The following is a 22930-nucleotide window of genomic DNA, read 5'->3' on the forward strand; positions in this document are numbered from 1 at the left end:
ATTGTTTAAAATTGCAGTGCTGCCTGGAGATGGAATTGGACCTGAGGTCATAGAAGAAGGGTTAAAAGTTTTGTCTGCTATAGAAGACAAGTACAAACTTAAATTTGATGTAAAAAAGTATCCTTTTGGGGGAGAAGCTATAGACAAATATGGCGTTCCCTATCCGGAAGAGACAAAAAATGCATGTCTTTCTAGTGATGCTGTTCTTTTGGGAGCAGTAGGGGGGCCTAAATGGGATGACCTTGAGGGGGATAAAAGGCCAGAAGCGGGTCTTCTGGCTTTAAGAAAAAGCCTAGGGGTTTATGCAAATCTAAGACCTGCTGTTCTTTATCCTCCTTTAAAAGAAGCTTCTCCTTTAAAAAACGAGTTATTACAAGAGGGTTTAGATATTCTTGTGGTAAGAGAACTTACTGGTGGTATTTATTTTGGACCAAGAGGAATAGTTGCTATAGATTATGGCTTTAAGGCTTATGATACAGAAGTGTACCAGACTTCAGAGATAGAAAGGATAGCGGTTATTGCCTTTGAAGCGGCTTTAAAGAGGAAAAAGAAAGTCACTTCTGTAGACAAGGCAAACATTTTAGATTCTTCAAGATTGTGGAGAAAAACGGTAGAAGAAATAAGTAAGAGATATTCTGATGTTGAGTTAAACCATATGTATGTAGATAACTGTGCTATGCAACTAATTAAAAATCCTTCTCAATTTGATGTAATTCTTACTTCCAATATGTTTGGCGATATTTTAAGTGACGAGGCTTCCCAACTTACAGGTTCTATAGGTATGCTTCCTTCTGCTAGCTTAAGAGAAGATAAAGTGGGACTTTATGAACCTATACACGGTTCTGCTCCAGATATTGCTGGAACAAAGAAGGCAAATCCTTTAGCTACAATACTGTCAGTTGCTATGATGTTGGAATATTCTTTTAATCTACTTGATGCTGCTAATGACATAAAGGATGCAGTAAATAAAGTTTTAGAGGCAGGTTATAGGACTTTTGATTTAGGAAAAGGAATAATTTTAAATACCCAACAAATGGGAGATAAAGTGGTGGAGTATATAAAGGGGTGAGGATATTGATAAGTGATAGCATAAAAAAGGGAGTTGAAAAGGCGCCACATAGGTCACTTTTATATGCTTTAGGCTTGACTTATGAAGAAATAAAAAGGCCGATTATCGGTGTAGCAAATTCAAAAAACGAAATTATACCAGGTCATATGAATTTAGACAAAATAGCTGAAGCTGTAAAAGCAGGCATCAGAATGGCAGGAGGAACTCCTATAGAGTTTTCCACTATTGGTGTTTGTGATGGCATTGCCATGAACCATAAAGGTATGAAATACTCTTTAGGTAGTAGAGAACTTATTGCAGATAGCATTGAAATCATGGCAATGGCCCACGGCTTTGACGGGCTTGTGCTTATACCTAATTGCGACAAAATAGTGCCGGGAATGCTTATGGCAGCAGCACGACTTAATATTCCTGCAATAGTTGTAAGCGGAGGCCCAATGCTTGCAGGAAATTGTAATGGAGATACCTGTGATTTGAGCAGTGTTTTTGAGGCGGTAGGGGCTCACAAGGTTGGTAAAATCACTGAGGAAGACCTCTACAGAATAGAGCTTAACGCTTGCCCTACCTGTGGTTCCTGCTCTGGTATGTTTACCGCAAATACTATGAATTGCTTGACAGAAGCTTTAGGATTAGGACTTCCGGGAAATGGCACAATTCCAGCTGTTTATTCTGAAAGGATAAGACTTGCAAAACAAGCTGGAATAAAAATCATGGAGCTTGTAGAGAGAGGAATTAAGCCTTCTTATATACTCACAAAAGAGGCATTCATAAACGCCTTTAGTTTAGACATGGCTTTAGGCGGTTCCACAAATACAGTATTGCACTTAAAAGCTATAGCTCATGAGGCAGGGGTAGAAATATCTCTTGATGAAATAAACGATATAAGCGGGAGAGTACCTAATTTATGTAAATTAAGTCCTGCAGGTAAATACCACATAGAGGACTTGCATTTTGCAGGGGGAGTATCGGCTGTTTTAAAAGAACTGACGAAAGCTAATCTTATAAATACTGAAGTGTTAACAGTTACAGGAAAGACATTGGGAGAGAATATAAAAGACGCGAAAGTTTTAAATCATGATGTGATAAGGCCAATAGACAACCCTTACAGCAGTACTGGAGGTCTTGCGATACTGTACGGGAACATTGCAAGAGAAGGAGCTGTTGTAAAAGCATCTGCTGTAGCAAAAGAGATGTTAAGACATGAAGGACCAGCAAAGGTATTTAATTCTGAAGAAGAGGCTATTGAAGCAATATATGGTGGGAAAATACAGAAAGGCGATGTAGTTGTAATAAGGTATGAAGGGCCAAAAGGTGGGCCGGGAATGAGAGAAATGTTAAGTCCTACTTCAGCCCTTGCAGGTATGGGACTTGACAAAGATGTCGCTCTTATAACAGACGGCAGGTTTTCAGGTGCAACAAGAGGGGCTTCAATAGGACATGTATCTCCAGAGGCTATGGAAGGGGGAGAAATAGCGATTATTGAAGATGGGGATATTATTGAAATTGATATTCCCGCAAGAAAAATTAATGTGAAATTAACTGATGAGGAGATTAAAGAAAGAATGAAAAGATGGGTAAGACCTGAACCAAAGATAAAAACTGGTTATATGGCAAGATATGCAGAACAAGTGACTTCTGCAAATACAGGTGCAGTTTTTAAGGGGGGAGGTATATGAAGTTAAAAGGAGCGCAAGTAATTATAGAAGTTTTAAAAGAGATGGGCGTTGATACTATATTTGGCATACCAGGAGGGGCAGTTATTCCCATTTATGATGCTCTTTATGACTCTGATATAAGGCATATTTTAGCTACTCACGAGCAAATGGCAGCCCATATGGCAGATGGTTATGCGAGAGTTACTGGAAGAGTAGGAGTTTGTTTTGCTACCTCTGGCCCCGGTGCTACTAATCTTGTGACGGGTATAGCCAACGCTTATATGGATTCTGTACCTGTTGTGGCGATAACAGGACAGGTGCCTACAAATCTTATAGGAAAGGATGCTTTTCAAGAAGTAGATATAACAGGTATTACAATGCCTATAACTAAACACAACTTTATTGTAAAGTCTCCTGATAAATTAACAGATACTATAAGACAGGCATTTGCAATTGCTAAGAGTGGAAGACCAGGTCCTGTATTAGTAGATATTCCAAAAGATATACAAAACGCCGATATAGAATATGTAAAGGGAATAGGAGATAGTATTGATATAAAAAACGATATCAATGGAGTAGTTTCGCAAAAAGAATTAGACAAAGCTATAGAGCTTATTTTACAAAGTAAAAAACCTGTAATCTTTGCAGGAGGAGGAGTGATTTGGGGAGAAGCATCAAACGAACTCGTAGAATTTGCCGAGAAGACCAATATACCTGTTGCTACTTCTTTGATGGGATTGGGAGCTTTTCCAGAAGACCATCCTTTGTCATTAGGTCTTATTGGTATGCATGGAAGCAGATTTGCGAATTTGGCTGTGTATAAATCAGACCTTGTGATAGCGATAGGGACGAGATTTAGCGACAGAGTTGCTGGCAAAGCAGGAGGACTTGCACCAAATGCTAAAATAATCCATATTGATATTGACCCTGCAGAATTAGGGAAAAATGTAGAAGTAGATGTAGCAATTATAGGTAAAGTAAAAGAAGTTTTAAGACTCTTAATGAATAAACTTTCATTCATTGAAAGAAAGGAATGGTTAGAGGAAATTTCTTTCTTGAGAGAAAAGCACGGATTAAAGTATAAAAACGATGAAGTTTTAAGGCCTCAGTGGATAGTAGAAAAAATTCAACAGCTTTCAAACGATGACCTTATAATAGCCACGGAAGTGGGACAAAATCAAATGTGGGCTGCGCAGTATTATAAATTTAAGCAGCCGAGGACTTTTGTTACCTCAGGAGGACTCGGGACAATGGGCTTTGGGCTTCCTGCTGCAATAGGTGCACAGGTGGGAAAGCCAGACAAAAGGGTTGTGAACATTGCAGGTGATGGAAGTTTAAGAATGAATATACATGCTTTGGAGACAGCTGCAGTATACAATATTCCGGTTATAACGGTATTACTCAACAACCGGACTTTAGGTATGGTAAGACAATGGCAAAATCTTTTGTACAATAAAAGATTTTCGCAGACAGATTTAAATGCAAATTTAAACTTTGCAAATCTTGCCAATGATTTTGGAGTAGAAGGAATAAGAGTGACAACAAAAGAGGAATTTGAAAACGCTTTTAAAAAAGCCTATAGTCAAAAAAGACCTTTTATGATAGAATGTATTATAGACAAAGACGAAATGGTGCTTCCATTTATCCCCGCAGGTGGAACTGTTGAAAATACAATTGGATAAAACCTTCAGGGATCGGTGAAATTCCGTACCGGCGGTATAGCCCGCGAGCCTTTTGGCAGACTCGGTGAAATTCCGAGGCCGACAGTTAAAGTCTGGATGGGAGAAGGAGAAATATTCCCCAGGGAATATGTTCTCTGGGGGTTTTTTTAACCCTGGAGGTTTAACCTTCAGGATTTTTTAGTATAGGAGGGATTAAATTGGAAGAATATATGAAAAGGGCTTTAACGCTGGCTAAAAAAGGATGGGGATACACAAACCCTAATCCACTTGTGGGTGCTGTAATAGTTAAAAATGGAAAAATAATAGGTGAGGGTTATCATGAATATTTTGGAGGGCCACATGCTGAAGTAAATGCATTAAAAAATGCAGTTGAAAATGTTGAAGGTTCTACTATGTTTGTAACACTTGAACCTTGCAGCCATTATGGCAAAACGCCTCCTTGTGTTGAAGAAATAATTAAATCTGGCATTAAGAGAGTGTATATAGCGATGGAAGACCCAAATCCTAAGGTTAGCGGGAACGGTATAAAAAGGTTAAAAGAGGCGGGAATAGAAGTACATGTGGGGATGATGGAGAAAGAAGCGAGGAAACTCAACGAAATATTTGTTAAATATATTACGACAAAATTCCCCTTTGTGATATTAAAATCTGCTATGAGTATTGATGGTAAGATTGCTTGTTATAATGGAAATTCTAAATGGATTACAAATGAGAAATCAAGAAAATTTGCTCATAAAATAAGAGGACGGGTATCCGCCATTATGGTTGGGGTAAATACAGTAATTAAGGATAACCCAATGCTTACAACAAGGTTGGAGGGGTATAAAAATCCTGTAAGGATTATTGTGGATAGTAGAGGTAGAATTCCACTTGACTCAAATGTAATAAGAGACAAAACGGCAAAAACGATAATTGCTACAACAGAACTTATGCCAAACAATGTGAGAAAGAAGCTTGAAGATATGGATATTGAAGTTATTATATTAAAGAACGACAATGGAAAAGTACCTTTAAAAGAGCTAATGATAAAACTTGGAGAGAGGGGGATTGATAGTGTATTGATTGAAGGCGGTGGGACATTAAATTGGTCTGCACTTAAAGAGGGAATTGTTGATAAAGTTATGTTTTTTATATCACCTAGAATAATAGGAGGAAAAAATGCTTTAACACCTGTAGAAGGTATAGGTTTTTCGGATATAGGAAATTCAATAGAATTAAAAGATGTGGAGATTGATAGAATAGATGATGATATACTAATAACAGCATATGTAAGAAAGTAGGTTATGGCGTATGTTTACTGGAATTATAGAAGAAACAGGAACTGTTAAGAATATTACACATGGTACTTTTACAAAAATTGTTATAAAATGTAGCAAAGTCCTTGAGGAAACAAAAATAGGTGATAGCATAGCAGTTAACGGTGTATGTTTAACTGTTACTAATATATCAGACGAAAGTTTTGCGGCTGATGTTATGCCTGAAACCATGAGGGCAAGTAATTTAAAAGATCTGAAAACTGGAAGCATTGTCAATCTTGAAAGAGCACTTCAAGTTGGAAGGAGAATGGGCGGGCATATTGTAACTGGCCATATAGATTGCGTTGGAAAAATCATAGAGAAAAGGCAGGAAAAAAATGCTTTTATATTTAAAATAGCTATCAATGAGAAATTTACAAAATACATTGCCCGTAAGGGAAGTATTGCGGTTGATGGTATAAGTTTAACGGTTGTTGAGGATGGATATGATTATTTTACTGTTTCAGTTATTCCACATACAATGCTTAAGACCACATTGGGTTATAAAGGGGTAGGAGATAGTGTAAATATCGAAGTTGATATACTTTCTAAGTATGTAGAAAAACTAATAGGGAAAAAGGATATAAAAGATTTATTAAAAGAAAATGGATTTATATAGATGTTGATGACTTTTCTAAGTTAAGGAGGAAAGACCAATGTTTGATAGGATAGAAGATGCAATAGAAGATATAAAGCAAGGGAAAATGATTATTGTGGTAGATGATGAAAATAGGGAAAATGAAGGCGACTTAGTTATGGCAGCAGAAAAAGTTACAGGAGAACACATTAATTTTATGATAAAATATGGACGGGGTCTTGTATGTGTTCCGATGACAGAAAAGAGACTTAATGAGCTTGGCATTTACCAGATGGTTGAGAATAATACTGACCATAAAGAAACTGCTTTTACTGTATCTGTAGATTATAAAGAATGTACCACTGGTATTTCTGCATTTGAAAGAGCGCTGACAGTGAAGAAATTAGTAGACGATAATTCAAAGCCGGAAGATTTTACAAAGCCAGGACATATCTTTCCTTTAAGAGCCAAAGATGGTGGTGTATTAGTAAGGGCAGGGCATACAGAAGCGGCTGTAGACCTTGCAGTTCTTGCAGGACTCAAACCCGCTGGAGTAATATGCGAAATCATAAAAGACGATGGAAATATGGCAAGGTTGCCTGACCTTTTAGAGTTTGCAAAAAAATTTGGATTAAGAATCATATCTATTGAAGATTTGATAAAGTACAGAATGAAAAATGAAATACTTGTGAGAAGGGTAGCACAGGCGAAACTTCCAACGAAGTATGGAAATTTTGAAATTGTTGGATATGAAGAAATATTAACAGGAAAACAGCATGTAGCTCTGATTAAAGGAGATGTAAATAAAGAACCTGTACTTGTAAGGATACATTCTGAATGTCTTACAGGGGATATATTAGGGTCGCTAAGATGTGACTGTGGTGACCAGCTTCATGCGGCAATGGAAAGAATAGGACAGGAAGGAGGAATACTAGTTTATCTGAGGCAGGAAGGAAGGGGCATAGGACTTTTAAACAAGATTAAAGCGTATCATCTGCAAGATCAAGGGCTTGATACTGTTGAAGCGAATATTAAGCTTGGTTTTCCACCCGATTTAAGAGAGTACAATATAGCTGCACAGATTTTGAAAGATATAGGAGTTAAAAAGATAAGGATTATGACAAATAATCCGCAAAAAATTACGGAATTATCAGACTATGGCCTTGATGTTGTAGAAAGGGTTTCTATAGAAATTTGTCCAAATCATTATAATGAAAAATACCTCAAGACAAAAAAGGAAAAAATGGGACATCTAATTTTGGAAGTGTAAAATGCTACAAAAAAATGAATTAAATGTAATTATTAAGTATATAATGAAAGAATATTAATAAGGAGAGTGTATAGTTTATGAAAATATATGAAGGAAAACTTATAGCAGAAGGAAAGAAATTTGGAATTGTAGTAAGCAGATTCAATGAATTCATAACGAACAAACTTCTCGAAGGGGCCCTTGATGCCCTAAAAAGGCATGGTGCTTTAAATGAAAACATTGAAATTGCGTGGGTACCTGGAGCATTTGAAATACCGCTTATAGCTAAAAAGATGGCTGAATCTAAAAGATATGATGCAGTAATTGCACTTGGAGCAGTAATAAGAGGAGAGACACCCCATTTTGATTATGTTGCAAATGAGGTATCAAAAGGTATTGCAAAAATATCTCTTGATACAGAAGTTCCAGTTATATTTGGTGTTCTTACCACAGATACAATTGAGCAAGCTATTGTAAGGGCGGGAACAAAAGGTGGCAATAAAGGTTTTGAGGCAGCCGTTACCGCAATAGAGATGGCAAATCTAATGGAGGAAATAAAATAAGGGCAAAATGCCCTTATTTTATTTCCAAGGAGGGATAATTTCTGCTCTTTGGAGAGCTTTAAATACTACCACAAATACAGGTCCTATTATAAGTCCTAAAGCACCAAAAAGTTTTACACCTATAAACATAGATAAAAGCGTAACAAGAGGATGAAGACCGATACTCTGACCTACAATCTTAGGTTCTATCATCTGTCTTACAACTACCACCAAAATGTATAATATTAAAAGATATATTCCTACCATGTAATTTTTTATTATGATAATATTGTAAAGGGCCCATGGTATCATAACAGAACCAGAACCTAGTACGGGCAATGCATCTACAATGGTTACAAAAAGGCCCAATAAAAATGGATAGTCAAAGCCTATTATTACAAGACCAATGGATACTTCCAAAAATGTTATAAGCATTATTGCTGCTACTGCTCGAAGGTATCCGAAAAATGTTTTTAAAAGGTCTATCTGTATATTTTTTGCATGTTGTGCCCAATGGGATGGAATTTGCCTTTTTATAAAATCTAGTATAAGATTTTTATCCTTACTTATAAAAAAAGTAGCTACGAGTGTGATCAAAGTCATGAAGAAAAAATTAGGCAATTTTGTTGCAAAGTTCAAAAGCCATGTAGCAAGATTCTTTGCAAATAAAGATATATAATTTAAAATAGAATGCATGTTGCTTTCAATAAGGGAGGTAATATTTGGAGGCAATGATATGTAATAGGTCCTTATTCTGTCAACAAGATTTAAAATTGCATCATTAATAGTATTTGCGTAATTTGTGCTTATTTCTGCAAGAGAACTTAGTTCATATATAAGTTGTGTTATTGATATTGCAATAAGTGATCCTATCACACCTATTAATATCAAAAGTAAAATAAAGGATGCTAATCCTCTCGGCACCTTTAATTTTTTCTCTAAGAAATTTACACCAGGATCGATTATCACAGCGAGAAGTAAAGCCACTACAAATGGCATCAAGAAAGGAATAATTTTAAATATGATTAAGTAAAATATAATAAAAACAGCAACAATGAGCAGTGTTTTTTTTATTATATCACCGTATCTCAATAGAAAATTATTCACCGTTTTAACCTGGTTACCCAAACTGTACAAAACTGACAGTTTAGGCAGCTGGGGTATTTGTAGTCCGCCCTTCAGGCTTTCCCAGCCCCAGCAGGCGGTTTTTGGAAAAGCCATAGCCCCTGCCCCAAGAAGCAGGAACTTGCGCCCTTACGAGTCTCCCCACTTGCCCTGAATTAATAATTCCTTCAGGACAGAGAAGTCTCTTGGTACTTTCTCAGGGGAGAGTGGTGTCACCACCGCTACCTTGAGAACTTGCCAGAAATCATAGGTACTAAAACTTGTTTCGTACAGAGGTCTTAGCACCCTTTCTGACTCACTCCCAAGGCTTTGTATAAATTTTATTGCTTTGTTTATTTCCATTAAATGCTTTTTCTTTAAATGCTTATTTTTGACTGTATATTTTACATGTTCTTTTAACTCTTCTAATTCCTTTTCAGTCAATGTGTTGAGGAAGTTTACATAGTTATTCGGTATCTTTTCTTCTTTGCCTAATCCTCTTCTTGCTATTACATAGGCTGCTGCTATGTCTTTTGTTGTCATATACTGTGGTGCATATTTTAACATCCCTATTATTGAGGTGTAAGAAGGATTGACTTCTATTACTTCTATCCCTTCTCTTTTTGCTAGTGTTTTTATTTTTGAAAGAAGTGATTTGTAGCTAAAGTTATGTCTTATTCTCCTTGATTTTCTTCCTGAAAAGTCTCCTCTTTTTCCTTTTTCTTTTATGTCCAATTCTTCAATCACAATCGCTTTTCGTTTTTCTTTTGCTATTTTTACTATCTCATGGGCATACTGCCATCTAAAGTATTCTCTTTTGTCTTTATTTCCACTTGATAGCTCTGGCATTGGTATCTTATCATAACTTATTAGATTTCCTTTTTCATCTGTCTCTGCCCATGATATGTTGTCTGGATATGCATTTACATCTATTCCTATGACCCCTTTTTCTTTTGTTATTTTTGTTTCTGGATATTCTTCTTCAATAGAAAAATAGGCGTATATGCTGCCATTTTTGAGTTTTAATTCTACAGAGTAAGGTATGTTTGATTCGGCGATTTCCTGTAGGAGTTCTTCTCTGCTCTTATTCTTTTTATAGCCTGCTTCTATTTTGGCATATATGTATTTTCTTTTTCCCACATTTATCCTTAAAAAAATGCCATTTTCTTTTACTTCTATTCTTGTGTTGAGATTTCCTTTCTTGCTTTTATCTCCTCTTGAATAGAGATTTCCTTTTCTTTTCTCTTGCCATTTTGTTTTTAGCTTTTGATACTCTTTCCCAGTTATATGGCGTTTTTGAAGTTTTTTAAATAAATCTTTCTCTCCAAAAATTACTTTCTTTGGATTATTCCCTAATTCTTTGGAGGATTCTAATACGCTTCTTGCTTTCATTATTGCGTCATCTACGTATCTTGAGTTTAAATTGAAAATTCCCTGAAGGTCTCTTTTTAATGTGTTTCTATCATAGCCTTGTAGAAGCCTTTTGTACGCAAATCTTATACATGATGACCATCTTCTCATTAAATCCAGCACTATTTGTTTGTCTTGTTAAGTTAGGAAAATAAGTTTAGCCTGTATTACTATCATGTTTTTTTGCCCCTTTGTCTTTTTGATGTTCTAACAAGTATTGTCAATCTTCCTTTTTCTTCGATTCATTAATGTAATTTTGTTTATATCGCATAGTTTTAATCTTTTTATGTTTAATAGCACTTATCATCACTTAATTAAAACTATACCGTTTTTTACTTTTTATTTCAACTGTTGATACCTCCTTTCTCTTTATTATAATATGAGAATTAATGAAAGTCTATTGTAAAAATAAAAAATCCGCCGAAACGGATTTTTAAAGGGCGGTTTTTATTTTTGCTATTTCTTTTGACTTTTGGGCGAGCTCCCTTCGCGTTATAATTCCTTTTTCTACTAATAAATCTATTAAAGAAAGTAAAGCCAGCAAGTTTTTGTACTCTGTATCTTTTATTTCTGCCAAATCTAAAAGATATTCTATTTCTCTCATTTTACATCTCTCCCAAATAATTCTTTAATTTTATTATTGACATATATTAGAAAAATATGCATACAAAATAAAAAAATTAGAATTTGTTTGAAGTTTATGCTATAATATCACTGTACTTTTAAGTGAGGAGAGAAAATATGAGCAAAAACATAAAAAAGGAAATATTAAGCTGGATATTTACTATAGCTCTTGCTTTTTTGATTGCACTGTTTATAAGGACTTATGTTTTTGAATTGGTAGATGTACCCACAGGTTCAATGTTAAATACTATTCAAATAAATGATAAATTCATTGTAAACAAGTTTATATACAGGTTTGAACCTGTAAAACGAGGAGATATTGTAGTATTTCGCTTTCCTGACGACCCAAAAGTTAATTTTGTAAAAAGAGTTATTGGCATTGGTGGAGATGTGATTGAAATAAAAAATGGTCAGTTAATAAGAAATGGAAAAGTAGTTAAGGAGCCCTATATAAAAGAACCTATGAAAGGCAATTTTGGACCATATGTCGTTCCACCGGGTCATTATTTTATGTTAGGTGATAATAGAAATGAGTCTATGGACAGTAGATTTTGGCAGCACAAGTATGTATCAAAAGACCAAATTTTGGGCAAAATAGTTTTTAGAATTTGGCCTCCTGATCGAATTGGTTCTATGTCTGGAAAATAGTTATTGAAAGTAGTGTTATAAAGTAGTATAATATTAAAAAACATAATATTGTCGGCAATGAAGGGACGAGTAGTAAGTATAAACTTTTAAGAGAGCTGGTGGTGGGTGCGAACCAGTAAGTTTTACTTATGAATTCCATCCCGGAGCTAAGGTATAATGACCTTCGGGCGACCGTTAAATCATGTGGAGGGCTTATTTAAGCCAAAAGAGGGTGGCAACACGGCATTCCCGTCCCTTTATGGGACGGGAATTATTTTTAAGGGAGGTGTGGTAAAGTGTTAGACGTAAAGAGGATAAGAAATAATCCAGAGGCTGTAAGAATAGCTATAGAGCTTAAAGGAGAAAAAGCAGATATAGATAGGTTTTTAGAATTAGACGAAAAAAGAAGACAAATGCTAGTGGAGTTGGAAACATTAAAAAATCGTAGAAATGTGGAATCAGACAATATTGCAAAACTAAAAAGAGAAGGCAAAGATGCTAGCGATTTGATTGCTGAAATGAAAGAATTATCGGATAAGATTAAAGAAATGGAACAAGAGGTAAAAGAAGTAGAAGAAGAATTAGAGCGAATTTTATGGACAATCCCTAATATACCTCATGAGAGTGTTCCAATTGGCGATAGTGATGAAGATAATGTTGAAATAAGGAGATGGGGAGAACCGAGAAAATTTGACTTTGAACCAAAACCTCATTGGGAAATAGGACAAGAGTTGGATATTTTAGACTTTGAAGCTGCAGCGAGAGTAACAGGCTCAAGGTTTACTTTTTACAAGGGACTTGGAGCTCGTTTGGAAAGAGCGCTTATAAACTTCATGCTGGACTTACACATTGAAAAACATGGCTATACTGAAGTGTTTCCTCCCTTTATGGTACATAGAAGAAGCATGTTTGGCACAGGTCAACTTCCTAAGTTTGAAGAGGATGCTTTTAAAGTTTACGGCACAGACTATTTTTTGATACCTACAGCAGAAGTGCCTGTAACCAATATGTACAGAGATACAATAATAGATGGAGACAAGCTTCCAATATACCACTGTGCTTATAGCGCTTGTTTTAGACAAGAGGCAGGTTCTGCAGGGAGAGATACGAGAGGGCTTATAAGGCAGCACCAGTTTAATAAAGTTGAGCTTGTCAAATTTACAGAGCCAGACAAATCCTATGAAGAGTTAGAAAAAATGACTAGAGATGCTGAAGAAGTATTGCAGGCGTTAGGACTTCCTTACAGAGTAGTGGTCATATGCACAGGAGATTTAGGCTTTACTGCTTCTAAAAAATACGATATAGAAGTGTGGATGCCAAGCTATGGACGATATGTAGAGATATCTTCTTGTAGCAATTGTGAAGACTTTCAAGCAAGAAGAGCTAATATAAAGTATAGGCCTAAAGATGGTGGGAAGGCACAATATGTCCATACTTTAAATGGCTCTGGAGTTGCTGTAGGAAGAACTTTTGCTGCAATATTAGAAAATTATCAACAAGAAGATGGATCTGTTGTAATACCAGAAGTTTTAAGGCCCTACATGAAAGTAGATGTGATAAAGAAATAAATATATTGTTTTCCAATATTATACTATATAAGCATATTGACAATAAAGCTGGGGTATGATATACTTTATATCGTCCCAGCGGGGAGAGGTGTCCGAGTGGTTTAAGGAGCTGGTCTTGAAAACCAGTGACTCCTTCACGGAGCCGTGGGTTCGAATCCCACCCTCTCCGCCAGAAAGTTAATATTTTTTTATAAGCAACCAACGTGGAGAAGTACCCAAGATGGTGAAGGGGCGGTCCTGCTAAGACTGTAGGTCGGGGATAACCCGGCGCGAGGGTTCGAGTCCCTCCTTCTCCGCCATTTTATTATGTGGTTGCTCTATTTTATTATTTTTTATCTTTTCCAAGTATTACTGTTACATCTACATTTGCATCAGGTGAGATATCTTTTTCTACATTGGTTATAAAAGTGTTTTTGCAACTTTTTTAGCTTTTTCTTCATTTGCAAACCTGTTTAAAATGTGCTATTATATATGATAGACTTTTGCGCCCGTAGCTCAGTTGGATAGAGTGTCTGACTACGAATCAGAAGGCCGGGGGTTCGAATCCCTCCGGGCGCACCATTGTATAAGCGGAGTCGAAGCCCTTAGATAGAATTATCTAAGGGCTTTTTTGCTTTTACTATAAAAAGCTCTAATTTAACTTAATTTTTTATTGTTTTTTAACGTGAAGGCTGAGTATTAATGTAAATTGATATTTTGGTAAAAATTTTTTCTATTTGTGTAAAAGATTATTAGTGGTATAATGATGATGAAATTTAGTTAAAAACTAATTTTTGCTTACAAGTAGGTTGATGCCCATTAATGTTTTGGTAAATAAAAAATTTATGGGGAAGTGATAAAAATGGCCGGCATGACATTGGAAAATTATTATGATATCGTTGTAGCAGGGGATTCTATTTCAAAGGGTGTAGTATATAGTAAGGAAAAAAGTAAATACGTTATATCAGACGTAAATTATGTAAATTTACTAAAGGACAACATAAAAGGAACAGTAAAAAATATTGCTAAGTTTGGAAATACTCTTTTAAAAGGTATTGACATTTTAAAGAGGTATTTGTTAAAAGATAAACCTGATATAGTTCTGATAGAATTTGGAGGAAATGACTGTGATTTCGATTGGGAAGAAATTGCGAAGAATCCTTATGATGAGCATAGCCCCAAAACAGATTTTTATATTTTTAAAGAAAAGCTCAAAGAATTGATAAAATCCTTAGAGGATGCAAACATAATTCCTGTGTTAATGACATTACCTCCTTTGGATGCTGACAGATATTTTAAATGGATAAGCAAAAACAGTGAAGAGATGGGCAAAAACATTTTAAAGTGGTTAGGCAGTGTTACTAAAATATATTGGTGGCAGGAAAAGTATAACTCAGCTATATTAAGTATAGCAGAAGAAACAAAGACAAGGCTTATTGATATAAGGAGCGCTTTTTTAGATTATCCCGATTTTAGGCAATTTATTTGCACTGATGGTATTCATCCTAATGAGAAGGGACATAAAATAATAGCACATAAGATATATGAATATCTGCAAAGAAATTATGCATATCTTTTAAAAGAGTGAGCATATAAAGATTAAGCCGAAATTTTTTCCTCAATGACGCCGGAACAGATAAGAGCTATTTTAATGGGAATGCTTATTAGTGGAGGAATGTTAATTCAAGGTAATATCCCAAACATCATTTCAGCGGGCAAATTAAAAATAAAAAGTACTGAAAGGGCACGAATTGCTGTTCCTCTAGGTGCAATACTTTTGATAGTGTATTATATTGTATTGTTTGTGATTTAAATAAGTCAAGGAGGAGCATACTTGACACTTAAATAATTCTCTGATAAAATACCTTTATGCAGAGGACAAATAAAAAGCAAAAATAAGAGTGTAGTTACTTTTGCTTGCGGTGGAGTATATGATTAATAAGTTTATGGAGGCAGCTCTTTTAGAGGCGAAAAAAAGTTACCAATTAGGTGAAGTACCTGTTGGAGCTGTCATTGTAAAAGAGGGACAAATAATTGGAAGAGGATTTAATCAAAAAGAGTCTACAAATGATGCTACAGCCCATGCAGAGATTATAGCGATAAAGGAAGCTTGTAAAACTCTTGGCAGTTGGAGACTTGATGACTGTAGCATGTATGTGACTTTAGAGCCTTGTCCCATGTGTGCGGGAGCTATTTTAGAAGCTCGCATAAAAAGAGTGTATATAGGGGCAGAAAGTGATAAATCTGGTGCTGCAGGTACAGTAGTTGATATTTTAAATAACAGCTATTTAGGAAGTAAAACAGAAGTGTATTTTGGAATAATGGAAGAAGAATGCAAAACTCTTTTAAAAGACTTCTTTGAAAATTTAAGGGAATAGGTGCGGAGAGATGGCTGAGTGGTCGAAAGCGCTCGCCTCGAAAGCGAGTGGGCGAATTTTTCGCCTCGTGAGTTCGAATCTCACTCTCTCCGCCATGAAAAATAAATGTGGAGAGATGACCGAGTGGACGAAGGTGCACGACTGGAAATCGTGTGTACCCTTTAAAAGGGGTACCGAGGGTTCGAATCCCTCTCTCTCCGCCATGAAAAAGGTAATTCTTGGCCGTACTAGATGGGGAGGTAGCGGTGCCCTGTAACCTGCAACCCGCTATAGCAGGGTCGAATTCCCAGGCTGAGGCCTGACCATTGTAAGGTCTGGCATAAGTAAGTGGCGTTGATACTTGAGTCCTGCGCAACGGAAATTTGCGAACCCCGTCAGGTCCGGAAGGAAGCAGCGGTAAGCAAACACTTCCGTGTGCCGCAGGGGAGCTTGAGTGGAGCTAACTGCTTATGTAACGCTTATGGTGGCAGGTCGAAGCTGGGTGTACGGCCTTTTATTTTTGCTCTTTTACTGGAAAATATTTCTTATTATTTTTTATAACTTTTACTTAAAATTTGAAGGCTTTTAGCCGAAATAAATATAGGGAACTTATTCTTACAAAAGAAAAGAGATGGAGGATAGTATGTTTAAAAGAAATTATAATACACGGATATTTTTTGTTTTATTTGGGATTTCTGTAATTGTTTTCTCATTGTCATTAGCTTATTTTTTGTCAGGGTTTGAAAATAGAGTTTTTATAGGGGGAATAATTTTATTAATTTCGCTGGGGTTATCGAGTTTTTTATCTAAAAAATTGTCTGAACCTATTGAAAAATTAAACGAAGCTGTTAAAAGGATTTCTCGGGGGGATTTTGATTATCAGTTAAATATTACTGATTCAAAAGAGCTTAGAGAACTTTCAGAGAATTTTAATTCCATGGCTAGAGACTTATCTCAAAGTTATAAAAAATTAAAAGAACAAACAGAAAGTTTAATACAACAAAATGAAGAATTACAGGAGTTTAACGCGGAATTAGAAGCTTCCTACGAGCAATTAGAGGCTTTGACTCATGAATTAGAAATTTCTGAAAGAAAGTATCGATTGTTAGTAGAGAATATTCGGGATATTTTGTGGGTGACTGATAAAAATTTTATTATTGAATTTGTCAATTCACGAGTTATAAGGTATTTAAATTATACTCCGCACGAATTGATAGGAAAAAGCATTTTTGAAATTGTAGATGAAGACAGCAGAGAAATCTTGAAAAACATGATGGAAGGTAAAATTAATTTTTCAGAAATCAATTTTAAAAGCAAAGAAGGCTTATTGGTTATAACAGAAACCTATGTTAAAAGGCTAAAAATTGATGAAGAAGTGGTAGGCATTCAAGGCATTTCTCGAGATATTACAGAAATATATTATGTAAAAAAACAGATAGCTGAAAAGAATAATGAAATATTGGCTATTAGTGATGTAGGAAAGCTACTTACATCGGGAAGTGACATAAAAGAGGTATTGAATAACATAGTAGAAAAAGTTGCTGAATTGTTAAATTCACCTTTGTGCACTATAAGAGAATATAATCCGTATTTTCATAAGTTTGTTTTACTTGTAAAAGGGGGAGAATTAAAAGATTATCCTGTCTCTGAAGAAATTAAATTATCAGAAGAGGACATAAATGAATTAGTAAATCTAAAAGAAATAAAAATAAAAGATATAGAAGAGTTTCCTTGTAGTGAAAAAATAACACCTATTTTTGCAGCTAAAGATGTTTATTCAGTTGTGATAGTGCCTTTAATTTTTAGAAATGAAACTAAGGGAATTTTAACAGTTTGGACTGCAACAAATACGGTCAAAAATATGAGTTTATTGAGATCTATTGCCAGCGCAGTGTCTGTGGCAATTGAAAATTCCAAACTGTATGACGAGATTAAAAAAGTCTATATAAAGACTATAGAAGCTTTAGCTTATGCAATGGAAGCAAAGGATTTATATACGAAAGGACATTCTATGAGAGTATCTCAATATGCTGTTTTAATAGGGGAATATATGGGCTTTTCAAGGGAAAAAATAGAACAATTAAGGATTGCAGGGATATTACATGATATAGGAAAGATAGGTATATCTGATACTATTCTTCTAAAGAAAGGCAAACTCTTGGAAGAAGAGTATAACGTTATAAAAAGTCATCCAGAGATATCAAAAAAAATTTTAATGCCTATAGATCTGCCGAAAGAAATATTAGAAGCTATTTCCAAACACCATGAACGATATGATGGGAAAGGTTATCCTTATGGTTTAAAAGGCGAAGAAATCCCTATAGAAGCAGCAATTCTTGGTGTGGCTGATGCCTTTGACGCGATGACTTCTGATAGAGCTTATAGAAAAGGAATGACTATTGAAGAAGCTATTAATGAGCTTTTAAAATATAAAGGAACACAATTCCATCCTGAAGTGGTAGATGCCTTTATTTCTCTTTACATGAATGAAAAACACAGACTAGAAGAGATAAAAAATCAAGTTTTTTCAAATGCTTCTTAAGAGATATAGAAATATCTCTTTTTTTTTGTTACAATTGAATATAACGAGGTGTTAAAGTATGTATCAGTCTTTATATAGGAAGTACAGGCCCAAAAGCTTTAAAGAGGTGGTGGGGCAAGAGCATATTGTAAAAACTTTAAAAAATCAGATAAAACTTAATAAGATAGGACATGCTTATCTTTTTACAGGTACAAGAGGAACAGGAAAAACCAGTGTAGCTAAGATTTTTGCAAAAGCAGTTAATTGTTTAAATAATACAGATGGAGAGCCTTGTAATTCTTGTGAGATTTGTCAAGCTATAAATAACAACACTACGATGGATGTTTTAGAGATTGATGCTGCGTCTAATAACAGTGTAAATGATGTAAGAGAATTGAGAGAGTCTGTAATTTACGCTCCTTCTCAAGCTAAGTACAAAGTATATATAATTGATGAAGTGCATATGCTTTCTACAGGGGCTTTTAATGCTCTTTTAAAAACGTTGGAAGAACCTCCTCCTCATGTGATTTTTATTCTTGCTACTACTGAACCGGATAAATTGCCTGATACTATTTTATCAAGGTGTCAAAGGTTTGACTTTAAAAGAATACCTACGCGGTTAATTGCTCAAAATCTTGATAGAATTTGCAATGACAGTGGAATAAAAATCGAAGAAAAGGGACTTAAAACTATTGCCATCTATGGAAATGGTTCTATGAGAGATGCGATAAGTCTACTAGAACAATGTGCTTCTTACAAAGAAGGCCTTATAACCTATGAAGATGTATGCGAAATGTTAGGTGTAGCTAATGATGAAGTGTTATTTTCCCTTTTGGATTACATGAATGCTAAAGATGTAGCAGCTTCATTGAAACAATTAGATAAAATTTTGTCTTATGGAATAGACGTGGGAAATTTTTTAAAATCCTTAACTTATATTTTGAGAGATATGGTGCTTTACAAAACAGGAGGAGAAGAATTAAAAGAAATTTTGTATAGCGATGTAGAAACTATAAAAGAAAGAGTACAAAACTTTGGTACAGCTTTTTTGACTAACGCTTTAGAAAAATTTACAAATCTGCAAAAAGAAGTTAGATATGCTATATCTCCGTTAACCCTCTTAGAAGTAACTATTTTGAGGTTGATAAAACCGGAAATTTCTTACGATATGATGAGTTTGTTAGCAAGAGTAGAACAAATAGAAGACAAATTAGAAAAAGGCCAATTTTTTTTGAAGGAAGAAAAAAAAGAAGTCGAAAATAAGAAGATAAATATTTCGCTAGAAAAAGAAGAAAACGTGACACCGCAAATAGTACAGCAAGAGGATATAGATCTAGAAAAGGTGTGGGCTGAAGTAAAAGAAATGATAAAAAAAGGAAGAATAGCTTTGTATGCCTTTATAGAAAAAGGGACTCCTTATTTAAAAAAAGGAACAATTGTGGTAGAATATCCTGAAGAATATGCTTTATTAAAGGAGGAATTGAGCAAAGCGGAAAACAAAAGTTTTATTGAAGGAATATTAAAAGAACTAGTTGGGAAGGCAATTCCTTTAAAGTTTGAATTAAGAAAAAATGAAGAGGAATTACTTGTACAGCAAGTTAAAGAGTTTTTTGGTGAAGATATAGAGATAATATAATTTTCACAAATCATTTAAAAAAGCATATAAATATTTTTAGAATAAAATTTAGGAGGTTATAGTGTTATGGCAAAAGGCGGATTTCCGGGCGGGTTTAATATAAATAATATGATTAAACAAGCCCAGCAAATGCAAGAAGAAATAAAGAAAATGCAAGAAGAGCTAATGCAAAAGACTGTAGAAGCTACTGTCGGTGGTGGGATGGTAAAAGCAGTTGCAAATGGCAGAAAAGAACTTGTAAGTATTGAAATAAATCCTGCTGTTGTAGATAAAGATGATGTAGAAACGTTAGAAGACCTTGTATTAGCTGCGGTTAATCAAGCGTTAAGGAATGCAGAAGAAATGATTGCTTCTGAAATGGCAAAGATAACCGGAGGATTAAACATTCCTGGACTGTTTTGAGGTGAAAAAATGAACTATTATTCTACTTCTATAGCGAAGCTTATAGAAGAACTGTCAAAGTTGCCTGGTGTAGGCCCTAAAACAGCACAAAGGCTTGCTTTTTTCATAATAAACATGCCTTTAGAAGAGGTAAAAAGCTTGTCTCAAGCGATTATTGATGCAAAAGAAAAGATAAAGTATTGTAGAATTTGTTATAACATAACTGACACAGAGGTTTGTAACATATGTAGTGATAAAGAAAGAGATCATTCTCTTATATGTGTTGTTTCTCATCCTATGGATGTTGTCGCAATGGAGAAAATACGAGAATATAAAGGAGTGTATCATGTACTTCATGGTGTTATTTCTCCGATAGAAGGCGTTGGCCCTGAAGATATAAAAATTAAAGAACTTTTAGACAGAGTAAAAAATGGAAATGTAAAAGAAGTCATACTTGCTACAAATCCTGACATAGAGGGAGAAGCGACAGCAATGTACATTGCTAAGCTATTAAAACCGTTAGGAATAAAAGTCACAAGGATTGCTCATGGGGTGCCGGTAGGCGGTGACCTGGAATACACCGATGTTGTAACTCTTTCAAGGGCTCTTGAAGGTAGAAGGGAATTGTAAAAGGTATTGCATTTTCATTTGTAGTTTATTATAATAAATTTGTGATAAATACCATAAGGCGATGGAGCTCGCCATAAATGCGGAACGCTGATGGCTCCTATTAGGAGGATATAAGGCCTAATAGGGGCCTTTTTATTGCCCCAAAATGTAAACGGAAAGGAGATTTTCATGGAATACATCTATATAGGGATTGGAGGATTTTTTGGAGCAGTACTGAGATATTTAATAACAATTTACTTTACAAAAATGTATCACACTGTATTTCCCTTTGAAACTTTTATAATAAACATTTTAGGTTCCTTTTTGTTAAGTTTTATTGCTAATTTTGCTATGGATGAGTACAAGGTAAATACTAATTTGAGGTTAGCGATAACAACAGGATTTATTGGAGCTTTTACAACATTTTCCACGTTTAGTATGGAAACAATAAATTTATTAAAAGCAGGGAAAGATTATATTGCTCTAAGTTATATGATTTTATCGATAATGGGAGGCCTTTTGATGTCTTATTTAGGATTTGAATTTGCTGACAAAATTTTTGACTTATTAAAGAAACGGGAGGAAGAACAGTGAAAAATATACTGTATGTGGGGATTGGAGGAATTTTTGGAGCAATATTGAGATATGAAATGTCGCGGCATATAAAGGAAAACCGAGAGATAATTATTCCCATCGAAACTTTTATTATAAATGTATTAGGTGCGTTTTTATTAAATTTCTTATCAAGTCCTAAAATAAATGTAAATTTAAGCTATGATGTTAAACTTTTTCTGACAACGGGATTTCTAGGTGCTTTTACAACATATTCAACTTTTTCACATGAGACAGTATACTTAATCAAGGATAAAAAATATTTTCATGCTTTTATATACATGTCATTGACAATTATATTTGGACTAATAGGGGGAATATTGGGATATTATATCGGATTTTATATAGGAAATTTAATTTAGTTAGTGTATAATATATATTAGTTGAAAATAAATATCAGTTAGGAGGAATAAAATGTGAATTTGAATTATAATAATCTGCTGTCTGCTTTATTTTTGGCCCTTGACGTGCAAGAGTATAAGAACATGGGACATGCAAGAAGAGTGGCTTATATTTCTTTAAGGATTTCAGAGATGTTAAATTTAAATGAAGAAGATACAAAAAAAAGTGTACTATTCTGCTTTGTTACATGATATAGGACAAGGAGATGTATACGAAGATTTTAACAAAGACGAATGGTGGAAACACAGTGAAAGAGGAAGTGAGATTGTAAAGAAGTTGCCTTTTGGAGAAAATTTTTCGGATATTATAAGATATCATCATGAAAATTACGATGGAAGCGGACATTTTAAACTAAATGGGGACTCTATTCCTTTAGGAGCTCAAATTGTTTTTATATCTGATCAATTTGATATACGGTACACCTCATTGGTTGGGAAAGAAAGTGAGTATAATATTCGGAATAATATCAAAGAATGTATAAAAAGTGGTACTGGCAAGATGTTCAATCCTGTGGTTGCAAAGGCATTACTTGACCTTACAAGACAAGAAAAATTTTGGCTTGATTATAAATTTTTTGATATAAAAAGTTTATTAAAAAGGATTGAACCTAAAGACACAATTATCATAGGAATTAAGGAATTAGAGGATATAGCAGAAGCTTTCGCACAGATTATCGATAATAGAAGCCGTTTTACCTATAACCATTCTAAAGGTATTTCAAAGTTAACTTATGAAATGGCTAAGGTGATAGGATATGATGAAGAAACTTCTCGAAAAATAAGAATTGCTGGGTTGCTTCATGACCTTGGAAAGCTAGCTGTACCTAATTCTATTCTTGATAAACCGGACAAGCTTACTGAAGAGGAATTTATGGTTATAAAATCTCATACCTATTATACTAAAGAAATACTCAAAGAAATAGATGGAATAGATGATATAGCAGAATGGGCCGCAAATCATCACGAGAAATTAGATGGAAGCGGGTATCCTGAGGGATTAAAAGGTGACGAAATTGGAGAGATTGATAGACA

20 protein-coding genes, 5 tRNA genes, 1 other RNA gene, 2 pseudogenes, 2 riboswitches and 1 other annotated feature (1 of these 31 only partly in view) are annotated in these 22930 nt (G+C 34.8%); of the genes and pseudogenes, 25 read left to right on the forward strand and 3 right to left on the reverse strand.

Translation table 11 applies throughout. The features are described from left to right. Position 1 precedes the first annotated feature (1 nt). The 7 genes from leuB (at position 2) to ribE (ending at position 8090) form a co-directional block, all read left to right on the forward strand. Positions 2-1069, forward strand: coding sequence for a 3-isopropylmalate dehydrogenase (gene leuB, locus TETH514_RS00085; RefSeq protein WP_009052042.1), 1068 nt, complete (start codon positions 2-4; stop codon positions 1067-1069). Positions 1070-1074: 5 nt separating this feature from the next. Continuing rightward, positions 1075-2745, forward strand: coding sequence for a dihydroxy-acid dehydratase (gene ilvD / locus TETH514_RS00090; protein WP_038016318.1), 1671 nt, complete (start codon positions 1075-1077; stop codon positions 2743-2745). Next, positions 2742-4406: a biosynthetic-type acetolactate synthase large subunit gene (ilvB, locus tag TETH514_RS00095; RefSeq protein WP_009052040.1), complete on the forward strand. Its 1665-nt coding sequence runs from the start codon at positions 2742-2744 to the stop codon at positions 4404-4406. Before ilvD ends, ilvB begins: the two co-directional genes overlap by 4 nt. After that, positions 4404-4518, forward strand: a riboswitch (FMN riboswitch). It overlaps the preceding gene by 3 nt. An 85-nt stretch (positions 4519-4603) precedes the next feature. Beyond that, complete coding sequence (ribD, locus tag TETH514_RS00100) at positions 4604-5686, forward strand: bifunctional diaminohydroxyphosphoribosylaminopyrimidine deaminase/5-amino-6-(5-phosphoribosylamino)uracil reductase RibD (protein ID WP_009052039.1); 1083 nt, start codon at positions 4604-4606, stop codon at positions 5684-5686. A 10-nt stretch (positions 5687-5696) separates the two neighbouring features. Further along, complete coding sequence (locus tag TETH514_RS00105) at positions 5697-6320, forward strand: riboflavin synthase (RefSeq protein WP_009052038.1); 624 nt, start codon at positions 5697-5699, stop codon at positions 6318-6320. Between the two features lie 37 nt (positions 6321-6357). Further along, on the forward strand, positions 6358-7548 hold the full coding sequence (locus TETH514_RS00110; RefSeq protein WP_009052037.1) for a bifunctional 3,4-dihydroxy-2-butanone-4-phosphate synthase/GTP cyclohydrolase II: 1191 nt from the start codon (positions 6358-6360) through the stop codon (positions 7546-7548). 77 nt (positions 7549-7625) lie between these two features. After that, positions 7626-8090 carry a 6,7-dimethyl-8-ribityllumazine synthase gene (gene ribE, locus TETH514_RS00115; RefSeq protein WP_009052036.1) on the forward strand — a complete coding sequence of 155 codons (465 nt, stop codon included), beginning with the start codon at positions 7626-7628 and terminating at the stop codon, positions 8088-8090. Between the two features lie 18 nt (positions 8091-8108). On the opposite strand, the gene ytvI is transcribed toward ribE, so the two are convergent. From ytvI to TETH514_RS12655, 3 genes are all read right to left on the reverse strand, one after another. Beyond that, entirely contained in the window at positions 8109-9176 is a 1068-nt protein-coding gene (gene ytvI / locus TETH514_RS00120; protein ID WP_012268564.1) for a sporulation integral membrane protein YtvI, read from the reverse strand. Between the two features lie 147 nt (positions 9177-9323). Then, positions 9324-10709: an IS200/IS605 family accessory protein TnpB-related protein gene (locus TETH514_RS00125; RefSeq protein ID WP_232195923.1), complete on the reverse strand. Its 1386-nt coding sequence runs from the start codon at positions 10707-10709 to the stop codon at positions 9324-9326. Positions 10710-11016: 307 nt separating this feature from the next. Further along, positions 11017-11187 carry a hypothetical protein gene (locus tag TETH514_RS12655; protein ID WP_003867384.1) on the reverse strand — a complete coding sequence of 57 codons (171 nt, stop codon included), beginning with the start codon at positions 11185-11187 and terminating at the stop codon, positions 11017-11019. A gap of 137 nt (positions 11188-11324) precedes the next feature. On the opposite strand from TETH514_RS12655, the gene lepB reads away from it, so the two are divergent. The 18 genes and pseudogenes from lepB to TETH514_RS00205 form a co-directional block, all read left to right on the forward strand. Beyond that, positions 11325-11855 (forward strand): signal peptidase I, encoded by a 531-nt coding sequence (gene lepB, locus TETH514_RS00130; protein WP_009052034.1) that lies wholly within the window; start codon positions 11325-11327, stop codon positions 11853-11855. A 48-nt stretch (positions 11856-11903) separates the two neighbouring features. Continuing rightward, positions 11904-12094: a binding site (T-box leader), on the forward strand. A 36-nt stretch (positions 12095-12130) separates the two neighbouring features. After that, entirely contained in the window at positions 12131-13402 is a 1272-nt protein-coding gene (gene serS, locus TETH514_RS00135; protein WP_009052033.1) for a serine--tRNA ligase, read from the forward strand. 82 nt (positions 13403-13484) lie between these two features. Next, positions 13485-13574: transfer RNA gene (locus tag TETH514_RS00140), tRNA-Ser, on the forward strand. 33 nt (positions 13575-13607) lie between these two features. Next, a tRNA-Ser gene (locus tag TETH514_RS00145) sits at positions 13608-13701 on the forward strand. 185 nt (positions 13702-13886) lie between these two features. Then, a tRNA-Arg gene (locus TETH514_RS00150) sits at positions 13887-13963 on the forward strand. A 280-nt stretch (positions 13964-14243) separates the two neighbouring features. Continuing rightward, positions 14244-14969, forward strand: a complete 726-nt coding sequence (locus TETH514_RS00155) for an SGNH/GDSL hydrolase family protein (RefSeq protein WP_003867381.1) — start codon at positions 14244-14246, stop codon at positions 14967-14969. A 15-nt stretch (positions 14970-14984) separates the two neighbouring features. Next, a pseudogene (locus tag TETH514_RS12145) lies at positions 14985-15194 on the forward strand (DUF1646 family protein); the annotation flags it as partial. A gap of 118 nt (positions 15195-15312) precedes the next feature. After that, a complete protein-coding gene (gene tadA / locus TETH514_RS00160; RefSeq protein ID WP_003867379.1) occupies positions 15313-15759 on the forward strand; it encodes a tRNA adenosine(34) deaminase TadA in 447 nt (148 codons plus the stop codon). 4 nt (positions 15760-15763) lie between these two features. Next, positions 15764-15854 (forward strand) — tRNA-Ser (locus TETH514_RS00165). Positions 15855-15868: 14 nt separating this feature from the next. Beyond that, positions 15869-15962 (forward strand) — tRNA-Ser (locus TETH514_RS00170). Positions 15963-15981: 19 nt separating this feature from the next. Then, positions 15982-16248: signal recognition particle sRNA large type (gene ffs, locus TETH514_RS12150), an RNA gene on the forward strand. A gap of 133 nt (positions 16249-16381) precedes the next feature. After that, positions 16382-18280 (forward strand): HD domain-containing phosphohydrolase, encoded by a 1899-nt coding sequence (locus tag TETH514_RS00175; protein WP_003867378.1) that lies wholly within the window; start codon positions 16382-16384, stop codon positions 18278-18280. A gap of 58 nt (positions 18281-18338) precedes the next feature. Then, entirely contained in the window at positions 18339-19895 is a 1557-nt protein-coding gene (gene dnaX, locus TETH514_RS00180; RefSeq protein WP_009052032.1) for a DNA polymerase III subunit gamma/tau, read from the forward strand. Positions 19896-19961: 66 nt separating this feature from the next. Then, positions 19962-20297 (forward strand): YbaB/EbfC family nucleoid-associated protein, encoded by a 336-nt coding sequence (locus tag TETH514_RS00185; protein ID WP_003867376.1) that lies wholly within the window; start codon positions 19962-19964, stop codon positions 20295-20297. A 9-nt stretch (positions 20298-20306) separates the two neighbouring features. Further along, complete coding sequence (gene recR / locus TETH514_RS00190; RefSeq protein WP_003867375.1) at positions 20307-20906, forward strand: recombination mediator RecR; 600 nt, start codon at positions 20307-20309, stop codon at positions 20904-20906. A 48-nt stretch (positions 20907-20954) separates the two neighbouring features. Next, positions 20955-21013, forward strand: a riboswitch (Fluoride riboswitch). A 61-nt stretch (positions 21014-21074) separates the two neighbouring features. Continuing rightward, entirely contained in the window at positions 21075-21479 is a 405-nt protein-coding gene (crcB, locus tag TETH514_RS00195; RefSeq protein WP_009052031.1) for a fluoride efflux transporter CrcB, read from the forward strand. Further along, positions 21476-21859: a fluoride efflux transporter CrcB gene (crcB, locus tag TETH514_RS00200; RefSeq protein ID WP_009052030.1), complete on the forward strand. Its 384-nt coding sequence runs from the start codon at positions 21476-21478 to the stop codon at positions 21857-21859. Before crcB (TETH514_RS00195) ends, crcB (TETH514_RS00200) begins: the two co-directional genes overlap by 4 nt. A 54-nt stretch (positions 21860-21913) precedes the next feature. Next, positions 21914-22930, forward strand: a pseudogene (locus TETH514_RS00205) (HD-GYP domain-containing protein) (it continues 157 nt past the right edge of the window).

The sequence above is a fragment of the Thermoanaerobacter sp. X514 genome (assembly GCF_000019065.1).
GTDB classification, from domain to species: Bacteria; Bacillota; Thermoanaerobacteria; order Thermoanaerobacterales; family Thermoanaerobacteraceae; genus Thermoanaerobacter; species Thermoanaerobacter pseudethanolicus.